This window comes from Enterococcus gilvus ATCC BAA-350, assembly GCF_000407545.1.
In the GTDB taxonomy this organism is placed as follows: domain Bacteria; phylum Bacillota; class Bacilli; order Lactobacillales; family Enterococcaceae; genus Enterococcus_A; species Enterococcus_A gilvus.
This window is the reverse complement of the sequence record NZ_ASWH01000001.1, coordinates 2934159-2948089: the sequence shown is the minus strand read 5'-3', so window position 1 is coordinate 2948089 and position 13931 is coordinate 2934159. Positions and strand designations below refer to the sequence as shown.

Annotated in this window: 13 protein-coding genes; 8 read left to right on the top strand and 5 right to left on the bottom strand. The window is 46.6% G+C overall.

Features of this window, described 5'->3' with window-relative positions; all coding sequences use genetic code 11:
• Positions 1–84: 84 nt before the first annotated feature.
• Positions 85–543, top strand: a complete 459-nt coding sequence (locus I592_RS14625) for a VOC family protein (RefSeq protein ID WP_010779440.1) — start codon at positions 85–87, stop codon at positions 541–543.
• Between the two features lie 56 nt (positions 544–599).
• Here I592_RS14625 and I592_RS14620 read toward each other — a convergent pair whose 3' ends face one another.
• Genes I592_RS14620 through I592_RS14610 form a run of 3 tightly spaced genes read right to left on the bottom strand, consistent with a single transcriptional unit; the run spans position 600 to position 4506 of the window.
• The gene (locus I592_RS14620) at positions 600–2399 is read right to left on the bottom strand and encodes an ABC transporter ATP-binding protein (RefSeq protein ID WP_174293639.1); all 1800 of its coding nucleotides are present in this window, start codon (positions 2397–2399) and stop codon (positions 600–602) included.
• On the bottom strand, positions 2341–4062 hold the full coding sequence (locus I592_RS14615) for an ABC transporter ATP-binding protein (protein ID WP_010779442.1): 1722 nt from the start codon (positions 4060–4062) through the stop codon (positions 2341–2343). The genes I592_RS14620 and I592_RS14615 overlap by 59 nt, the downstream gene beginning before the upstream one ends.
• A gap of 9 nt (positions 4063–4071) precedes the next feature.
• On the bottom strand, positions 4072–4506 hold the full coding sequence (locus tag I592_RS14610; protein ID WP_010779443.1) for a MarR family winged helix-turn-helix transcriptional regulator: 435 nt from the start codon (positions 4504–4506) through the stop codon (positions 4072–4074).
• Positions 4507–5292: 786 nt separating this feature from the next.
• Here I592_RS14610 and I592_RS14600 point away from each other — a divergent pair.
• The 5 genes from I592_RS14600 (at position 5293) to I592_RS14580 (ending at position 10496) form a co-directional block, all read left to right on the top strand.
• The gene (locus I592_RS14600) at positions 5293–7542 is read left to right on the top strand and encodes a glucosaminidase domain-containing protein (protein WP_010779445.1); all 2250 of its coding nucleotides are present in this window, start codon (positions 5293–5295) and stop codon (positions 7540–7542) included.
• Positions 7543–7558: 16 nt separating this feature from the next.
• Positions 7559–8128, top strand: a complete 570-nt coding sequence (gene lepB / locus I592_RS14595; protein ID WP_044926339.1) for a signal peptidase I — start codon at positions 7559–7561, stop codon at positions 8126–8128.
• Between the two features lie 15 nt (positions 8129–8143).
• Positions 8144–8884 (top strand): hypothetical protein, encoded by a 741-nt coding sequence (locus tag I592_RS14590; protein WP_044926337.1) that lies wholly within the window; start codon positions 8144–8146, stop codon positions 8882–8884.
• 18 nt (positions 8885–8902) lie between these two features.
• Positions 8903–10027, top strand: coding sequence for a coiled-coil domain-containing protein (locus I592_RS14585; protein ID WP_010779448.1), 1125 nt, complete (start codon positions 8903–8905; stop codon positions 10025–10027).
• Between the two features lie 148 nt (positions 10028–10175).
• Positions 10176–10496, top strand: a complete 321-nt coding sequence (locus tag I592_RS14580; protein WP_010779449.1) for a DsrE/DsrF/TusD sulfur relay family protein — start codon at positions 10176–10178, stop codon at positions 10494–10496.
• Between the two features lie 44 nt (positions 10497–10540).
• Here the strand turns inward: I592_RS14580 and I592_RS14575 are convergent, their stop codons facing one another.
• Together I592_RS14575 and I592_RS14570 are read right to left on the bottom strand one after the other, a co-directional pair.
• Positions 10541–10951, bottom strand: coding sequence for a hypothetical protein (locus tag I592_RS14575; protein WP_010779450.1), 411 nt, complete (start codon positions 10949–10951; stop codon positions 10541–10543).
• Entirely contained in the window at positions 10936–11388 is a 453-nt protein-coding gene (locus I592_RS14570) for a LytTR family DNA-binding domain-containing protein (RefSeq protein ID WP_010779451.1), read from the bottom strand. The genes I592_RS14575 and I592_RS14570 overlap by 16 nt, the downstream gene beginning before the upstream one ends.
• Before the next feature lie 352 nt (positions 11389–11740).
• Between I592_RS14570 and I592_RS14565 the strand changes: the two genes are divergently transcribed.
• Both I592_RS14565 and I592_RS14560 read left to right on the top strand, forming a co-directional pair.
• Positions 11741–12172, top strand: a complete 432-nt coding sequence (locus tag I592_RS14565; RefSeq protein ID WP_010779452.1) for an effector binding domain-containing protein — start codon at positions 11741–11743, stop codon at positions 12170–12172.
• Between the two features lie 483 nt (positions 12173–12655).
• Complete coding sequence (locus I592_RS14560) at positions 12656–13879, top strand: trans-sulfuration enzyme family protein (RefSeq protein ID WP_010779453.1); 1224 nt, start codon at positions 12656–12658, stop codon at positions 13877–13879.
• Positions 13880–13931: the final 52 nt, after the last annotated feature.

Genomic DNA, 13931 nt, shown 5'->3' with positions numbered 1-13931 from the left:
AATCGTGACTTCTTTCCAAAAATCATCTTTTTTATGATATAGTAAATGAAAATGTAAACGCTTCAAATAGGATGGAGGAATGCTATGGACTATCGGGGACCAATGCTGGTAGTGAAGGATATGGAGCGGTCAAAGGCCTTCTATCGAAAGATTCTTGAGGTAGCGATCGTATCGGATTTTGGTGAGAATGTGACCTTCAACGGCGGCTTGTCGCTGCAAACGGAAGAATCTTGGATACGTTTCACTGGCTGTGGCCAAGAGATATTCAACTATCAGAGCAACACGGTGGAATTTTATTTTGAGACGAAGGACTTTGACGGATTTCTTGAACGGATCAGCGGCGAGGAGCTGGATTTTTTACGAGACGTCGCAACGATGCCTTGGGGGCAGCGAGTGGCGTGCTTCTATGATCCAGATAAGCATGTGATCCAAGTTGGCGAGGATCTGACGGTCATGGTGAAACGGCTATCCGCTGAGGGAATGTCCGTGGATGAATTAGGGGAAAAACGTTTCTTGGAAAAGAAATGGTTGAAAATATGTTAAAGAGCTAAAAAAAGAGGAGCCACGCGAAGGGATAACGGTCGCGTGGCTCCTCTTTTTTAATGTTCAAATTGTGCTTGATGCAGTTGGTAATAGCGGCCTTGCTTGGCTAATAGTTCTTCGTGAGTGCCTTGTTCAACGATATTGCCGTCGTTGACCACTAAGATTAGGTCGGCTTCGCGAATCGTGGAGAGGCGATGGGCGATGATGAAGGAAGTCTTATCGATCATCAGCTTGCCCATGGCTTCTTGAATCTGCAATTCGGTTTGCGTATCGACATTTGAGGTTGCCTCATCTAAAATCAGCAGCTCGGCATTTAAAAGCATCGCCCGAGCGATCGTTAATAGCTGCTTTTGCCCTTGAGAGATCGCCAAGCCATCCTCGGTCATCACCGTATCGTAGCCTTTTGGCAATTGCATGATAAAGTCGTGGATGTGGGCGGCTTTGGTTGCTTGGAGGACATCCGCCATCGTGGCGTCGTCGTTTCCATAGGTCAGATTCTCAAAAATCGTTCCGGTGAAGAGCCACGTATCCTGCAAGACCATCGCGTATTGCTTCCGTAGGCTGCTGCGGGTCGCTTCTTTGATGTTCTGACCATCTAAATAAATGGCGCCGCTGTCGGGATCATAAAAGCGCATCAGCAAATTCACGATCGTCGTTTTTCCAGCGCCTGTTGGTCCGACGATCGCGACGACGCTGCCGGCTGAAACAGCAAAGGACAGGTCGTTGATCACGGGTTGATTCGCTTGATAGCCGAAGGAGACATGGTCGAAACGGACCTCTCTGCGGGCTTTTTGGAACACATGGGCGTGGGGCACATCTTGCACTTCCGGTTCTTCGTCTAACAGCTTGAAGATTCGTTCGGCTGCGGCGATCGAGGATTGCAGGTCGCTGAAGATGTTTGCCAGCTCATTGATCGGTCCAGAGAATTTCCGTGAATACAACACGAAGGAAGACAATTTTCCTAACGTCAGGTGTCCAAAGAGAAACAGGAAGGCACCTAAGATACTGATCAATGACAAGGAAACGTTATTGATGAAGTTGACGGAAGGCCCCGTCATACTGCCGTAGTATTCGGCATTGTAATAGGCGGACATGGCTTCTTCGTTTTTCTTGCCGAAGCGAGCGATCATTGTCTCTTCCTGGTGGTAGACTTTGGTGGTTTGTTCACCAGACAACAGCTCTTCAGTCAGTCCATTCAATTCCCCCAGTTCGGCGGAACGTTTTCGGAATAACGGCTGGAATTTTTTGGTTAAAAAGCGCGTCAACAGAATCGAAGCGGGCACCGTCACAAGGAAGATCGTCACCATCAGGGGCGAGATCACCAGCATCATGACGAAGGAACCGATGATCGTCACTAAACTGCTGAGCACTTGGACCGAGTCACTGGCTAGTGACGTATTGATCGTATCGATGTCGTAGCTCATGCGGCTGACGATATCTCCCGTCTGGTGCTGATCGAAATAGCCGACAGGCAAAGAAACGATTTTTTCAAATAGATCCTTTCGCAGACGAAAGGCGATTTTTTGGCTCAAATAGATCATCAAGCGGCTGATGCCGTAGCTCAGGATCGCTGAGGCAACGTAAAAGCCGACCATCAAACTACAATAGTAGAACACTTTGTCAAAGGCGACGCGGCCTTTGCCGATCTGGATCGCGTCAATGGCGTACCCAGACAGCAGGGGTCCGACCAAGGCGAAAAGATTGCTGGCGATCGTTAAAATGACAGCCAAAACCAACAGCCATTTGAATTGATACAGGTAGCCCCACAAACGGAGCAGTGTGCCTCTGCGTGAATCCTTAGTCTTCAATGGCTTGCCCTCCTGTCTGTCCTTGGTAGATTTCTTGATACGTCGCATTTTCAGCCAAGAGCTCCTCATGAGTCCCATAGCCGATCATTTTTCCTTTGCTTAATAACAAAATCTTATCCGCGTGTTGGATCGAGCTGACCCGTTGAGCGATCAGGATTTTCGTTGTTGAAACGAAATGGGTCCGCAAAGCTTTCCGCAGATTGGCATCGGTATGGTAATCCAATGCGCTGGAGGAGTCGTCTAAGATCAACAAGTCCGGCTGCCCGATCAATGCACGAGCCAGCAGTACCCGTTGTTTTTGCCCGCCGCTGAGATTTTGTCCTTTGGCTTCCAAATGGTGATCCAGTCCGTCAGGTAATTTATCAATAAATTCACGTGCCTGCGCATCATCGATCGCCTGCTGGAGTTCTTCTTCTGAAAAAGACCGACCAAATAAAATGTTTTCTCGGATCGTATCCGCAAAGAGGACATCCTTTTGCAAAACTGCGCCGATTTTTTGATGGAGGGCATCCAGAGAATAATGCTTGATCTCTTGCCCATCCAAGAGGATCTGTCCCGACGTTCGATCGTACAAACGCAAGATCAGGCTGGCAATCGTTGTTTTTCCGCTGCCTGTCGCACCCATGATTCCTAAGGTTTCCCCAGGATTGACTTGGAAGCTGATTTTTTCGATCGCAGGGCCGCCATCTGGGTAAGCAAAGGTCACCTCTTCAAAAACCAAGGTGGTATCCGCGGCGTTTCGCTGTTCCAAGGTACCGGGTACGATGGTGGGCTTCTTCCGCAAGACTTCTTTGATACGGTTGGCAGAAGCGAGTCCGCGAGAATACAAAACGAAGATCCGCGTGATGGACAGCATCGCATTCAAAATAATCGTGAAGTAGGTCAAGAAGGCGACGATGACCCCCGGTTGCGTCAATCCAGCATTCACTCGGTAGGCACTAACGACGATCACGAGAGTCAGGCCCAAGTTCAAGAATAGATCCAGCAGGGCAGGGGAAGCGGCCAACGTGACATTTGCCGTTGTTTCAGCCGTCACTAACGATTGATTGATCGTTTCAAAACGCTGCCGTTCATACGCTTCTTTAGATAATGCCTTGATGACACGAGACCCGGTCACATTTTCACGCACCGATAAAACGAGCTGATCGACCTGTTTTTGCAGCTTGCCGAAAAGCGGCACGCCTTTTTTAGAAATGTGTGTCACCATCACAAAAATAATGGGCATCACAGCGACCAATACTAGCGTTAAGATCGGGTCTAGCGTGGTAGTGATCAAGATACCGCCGACTAACAAAATCGGTGCACGAATCCCCATCCGCATCATGACACCGAGGGTCAAATGAATATTATAAGTGTCAGATGTTACACGTGAAACTAATGAGGAGACCCCGACTTCTTCGACTTGTGTCGTATCTAAGTAGGTGATTTTTTGAAAAAGATCGCCGCGAAGATGTTCGGTCGTATCCTTTGCGACCCGTGAGACCATGCGATTGGCGAGGATGTTCGCCCATAAAGCGAAGGCAGAGGCTGCCAACATGACACCGCCCCAAAAAAGGATCTTCTTCGGCTCTTTTTCTGGAATGACATGGTCTAAAATATAGGCCAGATTCCATGGCAGGACCAATTCCATCATAGTTCCTAGAAATTTAATGATCACACCCAAGGTGACACGGGTGCGATAGGGTTTTAAATAGTTCAAAATCAAGTTCATTGTTCTTCGTCATTCCTCCTTTTTGCACATTTCTGCTTCGGCCTTCTCCATGATCGTCTGCAATCCCGTCAATACGGCTTCTTGCTGTTCTACCGAGAGTTCGTCTAGCAACAGTTGGTTCCAATCGGCTAAGATCGCCCGAATTTTAGGTGCCAACGCCACGGCTTTTTCGGTTGGGAAAAGCCGCAGCTTGCGTGCGTCACGGGCGCAGCTTTGTCGAAGGATGAATCCTTTTTGTTCCAATTGAGCGACTTGACGGGCGACGTTGCTTTTGTTGATAAAAATCTTGCAGGCCAGCTCCTCCTGAGAAATGCCCGGCTCTCCGCAGACCGTCAAAATATAAGCATGATGCATTTCGCCTAAGCCTATTTTTTTAAACTCCTTTTCGCGATAAAGAGCGGACAACCGTGAGATACGATTGACCATCTTTACAAAAGAATCCATCTATTTTTCCTCCTTGATACGTTCTGATTAAAACAAGCATCTAACAGTATAAAAGAAAAACGTTGCGGGTGCAACGTTTTGAAATGGACGAGACACATATTGCTTGAGGAATAACCCAAAAAATGAATAAAAAGAGCAAAAAAAAGAATTTATTTTTTATTGGATATTTTGACTGTTTTCGAGGATTAAAGAGTAAAGCTACGGTAAAGTTGAAAGCGGATACACTCTTGAGTTGCGGATGTTTTTACCCAAAAATTAAATTTTATATTGCAAAAATGGCTGAGACATTCTTTGGGAATGCGGGTAGAATATATGTGTAACCACTCGTATGTACAATGAAGGTATTTTTAGTTCTTTCTGGTCGTGTCGCGGGAAAGGACTGCGGCCTATTTTTTCCAGAACCAAGCAGCATAGAAGTTTATAAAACAAACCTACATAAGAAATCCGTTCATTGTAATTTTAATAGTGACAGCATGCTGAAGGGTGAGGGGGACTCGATCAGTGACTCTGTTTCTTCGCATTCTCCTTGATAGATGGGAAAATGCCGCAAGTCAGAGAACTAAGAGGACGTTCAGGTTAAGCTTACACTGTTAGGAATGAACGGTGGGGAATGATCAGCACTCATTGAAGGACTTTTAAGTAATGGATGGGATGCATCATTATCGAAGAAGGAATCAAGGATGCGGATTGGTGTCAGCATCCTTGATTTTTTTCAGTTCACTGATCGTCTTCAACAGCTAGAGAGAGGCTTTAGGGATTCAAGAAGGAAAGAAGGGGAAGTTATTCATGAAAAAGATTGTTATGGTCATTTGCGGGGCAGCAGTAGTTTGTTGGGGAGTTGCCAGCCTGCGCAGCGGAGCATTGAAAGCAGACGAACTGCTTCAAGAATCCGCCATTGTTGAGACGACTGTGCCAGAAAGTTCGGTCGCTGCACCTGTGGAAGCGCCAGCGCCAGCCGTTCCAGCACCGGAGCCGCCATCAGAAGCGCCGGCACCAGAACCTGCGCCAGCGCCGGAAAATCCTGCACCAGAGCCCCCCGCAGCGGAGTCTGCTGCGGTGCCAGAAGTGCCGGTCGAGCAGCCGGCGGAAGAGACGGTGCCGCCGAAGGAACCTGCGGAGGAGGCAACACCGGAAAGCAGCACGGTCGAACAACCATCAAGTGAAAGTACGAGTAAAGAAAGTTCAAGTGTTGGCAGCTCGGCAAGCGAGAGCAGTACCAGCACTACGACCAGCCAACCTCAAACATCGACTACGAGCAGCACAACGCCGTCGACAGAACAACCCTCGACGTCAAGTGCCGGTACGGGGACGCCGAGTACGAGCAGTAGCACAAGCGGCGGTTGGTCAAGTGGTACGGGAACGCCCCCGTCTTCTACGACGCCAAGCGCTAGTCAGGAAGATCCGCAACCTAGTCCGCCAACACCTAGTGATGTACCGCCGCAGCAGGTGCAAGCACCGCCTGCACCAAGCGAGCCGAATGTTCAGACGAGCCCGGCGATCACTCAAGAGACACCTGACGCATTCTCGGAGACTAGCACTTTGCAGCTGCCGAGTGATCTGAAGACGTCGGAAGTGGCACAGTCAGATCTGAAGGGCTATGAATTGCCGCTGCTTTCGAGCATTGAGAATAAAGCGCAAGCAGCCTTGATCTACGACGGGATCAAAAAGCTAGGGAAAGAGCAGACCGCAGAATTCACTGCTGAACAATTGGCGGCTACTCTCTACCAAGACCTTTTCGCGATCGAGACCGCAGGAACACCTGTGAAGATGAAGGATGAGATCAGCGCCGGCAGTCTGCTCTATCAAAAGAAAAAAGACCAGCTAAAAGTAGTGGGCGTGTCTATCGGCAAAGAGTATTACTTGACTGTCGAAGATGTCGACGTGGAGGCCTCTGCCGAACCAACGGAAACAGCGAAATCGAACGCAGAGAATAAGGAAAAAGAAAAGAAAACCGATAAAAAAGAAAAGCAGCGGCAGGTCGTTCTTCAGCCGATGTCGATGGAAGACGAGCTATTCGTTCAGCCTTTGCCAGACGTGACGCTGACAGAATATGGTCAGACGATCTTGAAAGAGTATCCGGCGTCCCACAATTTTACTGAAAATGAAGGGGCGAAGACCTTTATTTCAAAGGTCGCAGAAGACGCTCGCAAGCTGGGACAGGAATACGATGTTTTTGCGTCCGTGATGATCGCGCAAGCCTTGTTAGAGAGCAGTTCGGGGACTAGCGGACTGTCCTTGCCGCCGAATCACAATCTCTTTGGGATCAAAGGTACCTACCAAGGACAAGCCGTTTCGATGGCGACGCAAGAAGACCGCGGAAATGGCGCGCTCTATTCGATCAATTCGGCGTTCCGAAAATACCCGAATTATGCAGCCTCATTAGGGGATTATGTGCAGTTGCTGCGGGGCGGGATCTCTGGAAATGACGGCTATTACCAAAAGACCTGGCGCTCTACGGCAAAGAATTATTTGCGGTCGACCCAAGCCTTGACGGGCACCTACGCTACCGATACTTCTTATAATAGAAAGCTGAATTCGATCATTGCTGTGTACCATTTGACGCAATATGACCGTCCGAAGGTGGATCAATCCTCCGGCGTCTTCATTAAAGGAAAAGCAGAAATCCCAGCAGAATACCGTTCTCTGATGCGTTATCCAGATTATAATGGCGTAAATTACAACACGTCGGGCTCTTATCCAGTCGGCCAATGTACTTGGTATGCCTTTAATCGGGTGAAGCAGCTAGGCAAGAGCGTGGATGATTTCATGGGCAACGGCGGAGAATGGGGAGCAAAAGGAAAAGCTCTGGGGTATGAAGTCAGTCGCGAACCGAAAGCCGGCTGGTTGATCTCCTTTACACCAGGCACCGCAGGCTCAGACCCTCGTTACGGACACGTGGCGTTTGTTGAAGCAGTCAAGCCGGAGGGGATCTTGATCTCGGAAGGCAATGTTTATGGGGGAACAGTCATTTCTTATCGCGTCATTGATGCGAATTTAGCGAAATCAGATTTAGTTACGTATATCAAAGCAAAATAAAGGGGTGCCATCACTCGTGGCAAATACGCACTATGGACACGCAGAAGATTCGCCAAATGACAGGAGAAACAAGCTTTTGACGGTGGTGGTCCTAGTTCTCCTGTCTGTAACGCTGCTGCTTGTAGTGAGAGGACAAGTGCAAAAGCATTACAGCGTCCACACGATCTCAGGAACGTCCATGACACCGACATTGACTGAAAAGGATCAGGTTCTCGTAAAAAAGAAGACGCTGATCCAGCGCTACGACATCGTTGCATTTTCTGTCCGAAATGAAGAGGGCATGTTTGTCAAACGCGTGATTGGGCTGCCTGGCGACAAGATCTTTATACGAAATGAACGAATGGTGTTGGACCTGGGAGAGCAGGGAGATTTTGAAACGACCTACACGTATCAGCTTTCACCAACGGTGGCGGAGGAATTTCAAACACTCAACACCATTCCAGAAGAGGTCTATTTTGTGATCGGTGATCATGTGGATGTTTCTAAAGACAGTCGGACTTTTGGATTTGTCCATCGAAAAGCCATCGAAGGGACCGTCCAATTTCGCTTTCCAGCGATCCATCTTGCTCGTCCGAATAACGAATAGAAAAGGGGAAAACACGTGATGATCATTAATTGGATCTGCATTGGACTTATCATTCTAGCACTCCTCGTGTGGGGATTTCGAATGATTATCAATGTCCGGCTGCAGATGATCAAACCGCCAAGAGATGCTTCGGTGACATTTCAGCGAAAGCTGGATTACGTCAAGCAGATCCAGCAAGCCAAACACGTATCGTCGCTGCTGTTCATTACCTTCTGTTTAGCACTGGGGATACTTTTGACCACCTATAAGACCTCCCAAACACAGGAGCAGCTCTATGCATTAAACGAGCAGAACAGTCTGTTGAAGGATGAGTTACAATTGATGAAAAAGGAACAAAAAAAATTGGTCAATAAACTACCGGTCAAAGAGTACCCGCCAGAGGGCATCGGCTTACAAGACTATTCTTGGAAGGAATTGTTCTCCGAAGAAAGTCGCGAGACGCAATACACGATGGAAAGCGACCTTTCGAATAAACTCAGTCCTTACTTTGGTTTACCGACGACACTGATCGTCTTAGATATACCGACTCAAACGTTGAACATTGCTTTGGCTGGCGATTTGACCAGCGAAGCCAATCGGAAACAGATCAAAGAAAATATCAAGGCCTTTGCTGCTGAAGCAGAGGGGGTATCGAATCTGACACAAATCACGTTCCAACTGAATGTAAGGGATGGGGAGAAACAAACGCAAGATTATAGCTGCACTTTCTCTCGTGAGAATGGAGAAGATAAATTTGCGATGATCCAAGAAGACTAACGGAAAGAAGGGAAAAAGATGGTAGCACAGCAAAAAAAGAACGGATGGTTTTTCAATAAAAACATTATCGATGAGATCAATTCCGTTCCTGAAGAGAAAGTGGAAACTGACACACCGACCCATGTCCAGCCGCAGGCCCAAGCGCACTCACAAGCGCACTTACAAGCAAAACCTGCGCCGACATTAAAAATGGTCTCTGACAACACCGTTCCTGAGTCGCCGGAAAGGCAAGCAGAAGAGATCAAAGAATTGAAGCGATTGATTTTTGAAAAAGAGCAGGTGCTGCAAAAGTACAAAAAAGAGTCGGCGGCACAAACACAGCAGCTGACAAAAGAAAATGAAAACTATCGGCAATCTGTTTTACGAATGGGCGAGGAAAAAGCCCAAAATCGGCGGCAGATTCAAGACCTGGAAGCCGAAGTCCAGCGTGCACGGCAAGAAGTCCAGCGTCTGAAAGAGACACAGGAATTAGACAACTTGAAGCAGCAATTAGAGCAAGTGCAGGAAGAAAACGAGAAATTAAGAAATTCTGTTGCCCATCTGGCGACCGTCGAACAGGAACTGCAAGAGATCCATGAAGAGCATCAGGCCTTGATTGCTCAGCAAAAAGACGAAGAAGTCCAACGTCTGGAAAAAATCCATCAGCTAGAAGCGCAGATCAACGAATTGCTAGTTGAGATCAATGAAAAGGATGAACAATATTCTCAACTGGACAAAGTAATCGTCGAAAAGGATCAAGCGATCGATCAAATGTCGGAAGAACAGGCAGCCAATGAGCGCTATGAAAAGGAATTAGCAGAGCTGCGGGAAAAAATGGCTGGATTAGCTGCGGAAAATGCGGAGCTGAAGCAAGAGGCGACTTCGACCCAACAAGAAATCGGGGAGGTCTTGATCACCGCTCGGAAACAAGCCAATCGGATGGTTGAAAAATCAAAGATGGAAGCGTATCGGATCATTGAAGAAGCCAAAAATGAATTGGCGACGATCAATGAGCAAGCCAAAGAAATCTCTGAAGAAGTCAATGAATCTCGCCAATCGGTTCTTTCTATGTATGAAGAGTTACAAACTCGAGTAAATATCCTTGCGCAAGGAAAAATGCAAGAAGATGTAACAAATAATAAGTTGATCAATTTTGAAAAATAATTTTGTGACGCCTCAAGACATCCTCCTAAATCGGCGGGTGTCTTTTTTTTAGCGAGGAGACGACGCGTCTTTGCGGCGATTGTCTTTGATTTGTGAAACCGCTATACTTTAAGAGAGGAACCAGCAAGCAGACGAAGGAGGGAATAAAATGAACGTAGCGATCATTTTGGAGACAAAGGAACATGAGAAAGCGTGGAACGCGTTTCGGTTTGGAGTAGCCGCCTTAAACAAAGGGCATCACGTGAAATTTTTCTTGATGGGGGAAGCGGTAGAAGTCGAAAGTATCGAGGATGAGGCGTACGATGTGCCTGCGCAAATGAAGAAGCTGACGGAGCAAGGGGGCGAATTGCTGGCCTGCGGGACGTGTTTAAACTCTCGGCAGTTAGAAGAACAAACGTCTTGTCCGATCTCAACAATGGTCGATTGTGTCGAAATGGTGGAATGGGCAGACAAAGTCGTCACGTTTTAAAGAGCAAGAAATCCCCAGCTTGGGTTCAAGCCGGGGATTTTTTTTTAATGATGCAAGCGATTCAATGTCATGGCCATTTTTTTATTCTCGTACTTGGAATAAAAATAGAACATTAGGATGTGTAAAACCAACGTCAACAGCAATACTGCAAAGAAGAAGGGGCGAACCAGCTCAAACATTTGAGGGGAATATAAATACACACAAGCAAATCCGCACAACGTATTGATCACTGTACATATCAGGATCATAAGAGGTGCTTTCAAGGTCGCGTAGCTCCACAAATAAGGATACAGTATGCCGAATACCGAGCCGATGATTAGGCTGATGGCGATCAGATGCCAGAAGTAGCTAAAGGCGACCTGGGAAAAAAGATCGGTGAACGAGCAAAGCAGTGTGACCCAAACCAATGATCCGAAAGCAGCTTGAAAGAAATTATTTTTTAATTGTTTGTACATGAGAGTCTCTCCTTAATTTTTTTGGCATAGTGGCGGCTGACGACATACACGGCATTTGTTTTCGTGTGGACCTCTAAGCGCGCGTGCTCGCCTAGTTGAAACGCTTGAACGGTCGTTAAGTTTAAAATCTGCGAATTATTGATACGGTAAAAATTCAGACTTTCGAGTCCGCTCAATTCCTTGAGTCGTTTTTGTAAAAGATACGTACGCTGATCACACAACGTTACCTGTACAAGGTGTCCCATCGTTTCAAAGGCAACGACTTGACTCATGGGCAGTTTGACGGAACGATTGTTTTTTGGATCGATGGCGATGAGCGCCTTTTCCTGCTGGAGTTGTTTTTCAAGTTGAAGCAATTGTTGTTTGTTTTCTGGATGTGCGAAGATATCTATTTCATTTACGGCTTTTTCTTTTACCCAAGTGAAGTGGATGTTCACTCATTCTCCTCCTTTTGTTTTCTGTATGTCTCTCTTTCATGAACCTAGCATAGCAAGGTTTTTGCGGAGAAAGAATCTTTTTTTCGTTTGTTGCAAGAAAACAACCATTTGTTGCAAAAAAGCAGGCTGTCAAACATTCCTTGCGGAAAAAAGCAGCGATGAAAGCGACGCGCTCTAGTATACTTGAAGTGAGGATTCTATCATCAAGTTAGGAACAGACGTCAGTAAGCGTTTTTATTGCATTGGGGAAATAAGGGGCATATATTTAGCCTGTAATGGATGACTCTCTGGTTTTCTTTGAGAAACGAAGGGTTGCTGGTCAATTATATGAAAAGAAAGAAGGCGCTTAGTGATGTTGAAGCTAGTTGAAAGAGACGATCTGACGATTCACGGGTGGATCACAACGCTGCACTCGATGGATTCGCCGGATGAATTGATAGAAATGAGCAAACAGAAGATGCGGGCAAAAGAGGAATACGCGTCAAAAATCGAAGGGGACCTGTACGCAGTGAATGCTGTGATCAATGGGGACCAATGCTATTTGATCGGAAATAGTGATACTGAAAAGACGCGTCCTTCAGAATTCGAGCTGCCGGCTGGGACCTATGCCGGTTTTGACTTGACCTACACCGATCAAGGAGAGCTGGATCGACTGATTGGTCATAGTTACGCGGAAGTCATGCAAAGCGACGCATATCAAGTCGCCGGAAACTTTAATCTGGAAGAATATTCAGGCGTGGGGAAAGTCTCCTTTTACGTCCCTGTCCAAAAGAAAGAAAAATAAAGCACCGCTGAAGAAAATTAATAAAGGAAGACTGCCAAGCCACGACGGTTTGGCAGTTTTTTATGGGTACTAAAATGGAAAGTTTTCCAATAAATAGGTAATAATGCAATAAAATAAGATTATTTGCTACAGAGTATGGAAAACGCTATCACTTAAAGGTATACTAGTGATGGAATTCACTTAATTGGAATGCACAAGGAGGTGAGAATGTGTTTATACAGCGTTACTGAGCGTGAGAATCGCAAAATCTTAGAGTTTCTAGGACAGTTAACAGAATAAAACGACGTTCTCACCTCATTTTTTTCAGGAATTAGTGGGTCTATTTGTGATTGAAAAATGAGGAGACATACTGAAAGGTATGCCTCTTTTTGTCGTGGGCGAAAAGCGGAAAATTTTATCTGTTAAATAACGCTTGTAGTTTAAACGTTCTGATAAAAGGGGTTCAAGGTATCTATGAAATTTGAAAAAAGTTGGAGGGTAAAAATGAGTAAGATTGATTTGAAGCAGGTTGGATTTGGGACGTTAGCAATTCATGCTGGGCAAGAACCAGACCCAGTCTACGGTTCATTGGCTACACCGATTTATCAAACATCGACGTTTTGTTTTGAGACAGTAGAGACCGGAACGCAAATTTTCGATGGGGCGCTTCCGGGCTATGCTTATTCCCGTGGAGGAAATCCAACAAACGCAGTGTTGGAGAATAAGCTTGCGGCATTAGAGGGGGGCGAGGCCTGTGTGGCGACAGCTTCAGGTATGGGAGCGATCGGCTCAGTTTTCGTCGGGCTTTTACAAGCTGGCGATCATGTCATCAGCGGGGAATGTATTTACGGTTGTTCCTCCCTCGTATTGAAAAATACACTGACGAAATTTGGAGTAAAGACCACTTTTTTGGATACAAGTGACTTAGCTGCGGTAGAAGCCGCTATTCAAGAGAATACAAAAATGATCTACTTTGAAACACCGACCAATCCGACGCTTGAATTGACGGACATCAAGGCGATTTCAGCGTTGGCCCATCAGCATGAGATCAAGGTGGTTGTAGACAATACCTTTGCACCGCCACCGATTCAATACCCTTTACAGTTGGGGGCAGATATCGTCGTGCATAGCGGAACAAAATATATCAATGGGCATGGCGATGTCATCTCGGGTTTTGTGATCGGAAGTGAAGCGGACATCACTCCGATTCGAAAAGATGCTGCAACGAAGCTTTGCGGATCGACCCCAAGTCCATTCAATTCCTTCCTAGTCATTCGCGGGATGCAGACACTGGAATTGCGGATGGCTCGTCATTGCGAGAATGGGTTGGCAGTAGCTGAATATCTTGAAGAAAATCCTTTTGTTGAAAAGGTTTATTATCCTGGGCTGGAAAATCACCCCCACTATGAGCTGGCTAAGGCACAAATGAATAACCAGTTCAGCGGCATCATGGCATTTGAATTGAAGGAAGACATTGACGGCATGGACAGCTATACCGCGTGTAAAAAAGTGGTAAACCAGTTGAAGCTGGCCTCTATCGCGGTTAGTCTCGGCGATCCGGAAACCTTAGTCCAGCATCCTGCCAGCATGACTCACGGCAATATGCCGAAAGAGGATCGAGAAGCTGCCGGAATCAAAGATAATTTGATTCGTTTGTCTTGTGGGCTGGAAAATAAAGAAGACATTATCGCTGATTTTGAACAAGCTTTTTCAATTCTGAAATCATAGGTACTTTGGGTGAAAAAGTGTTAGGCGGATCAGAGGGATCATGGAGAAAGTT

Excerpts from the sequence above, each read along its gene's own strand:
- I592_RS14575 (WP_010779450.1), bottom strand. The coding sequence starts at position 10,951 with ATGTACAAACAATTAAAAAATAATTTCTTTCAAGCTGCTTTCGGATCA.
- I592_RS14610 (WP_010779443.1), bottom strand. The coding sequence starts at position 4,506 with ATGGATTCTTTTGTAAAGATGGTCAATCGTATCTCACGGTTGTCCGCT.
- I592_RS14585 (WP_010779448.1), top strand. The coding sequence starts at position 8,903 with ATGGTAGCACAGCAAAAAAAGAACGGATGGTTTTTCAATAAAAACATT.
- I592_RS14560 (WP_010779453.1), top strand. The coding sequence starts at position 12,656 with ATGAGTAAGATTGATTTGAAGCAGGTTGGATTTGGGACGTTAGCAATT.
- I592_RS14625 (WP_010779440.1), top strand. The coding sequence starts at position 85 with ATGGACTATCGGGGACCAATGCTGGTAGTGAAGGATATGGAGCGGTCA.
- I592_RS14565 (WP_010779452.1), top strand. The coding sequence starts at position 11,741 with ATGTTGAAGCTAGTTGAAAGAGACGATCTGACGATTCACGGGTGGATC.
- I592_RS14600 (WP_010779445.1), top strand. The coding sequence starts at position 5,293 with ATGAAAAAGATTGTTATGGTCATTTGCGGGGCAGCAGTAGTTTGTTGG.
- I592_RS14620 (WP_174293639.1), bottom strand. The coding sequence starts at position 2,399 with ATGCGACGTATCAAGAAATCTACCAAGGACAGACAGGAGGGCAAGCCA.
- I592_RS14580 (WP_010779449.1), top strand. The coding sequence starts at position 10,176 with ATGAACGTAGCGATCATTTTGGAGACAAAGGAACATGAGAAAGCGTGG.
- I592_RS14615 (WP_010779442.1), bottom strand. The coding sequence starts at position 4,062 with ATGAACTTGATTTTGAACTATTTAAAACCCTATCGCACCCGTGTCACC.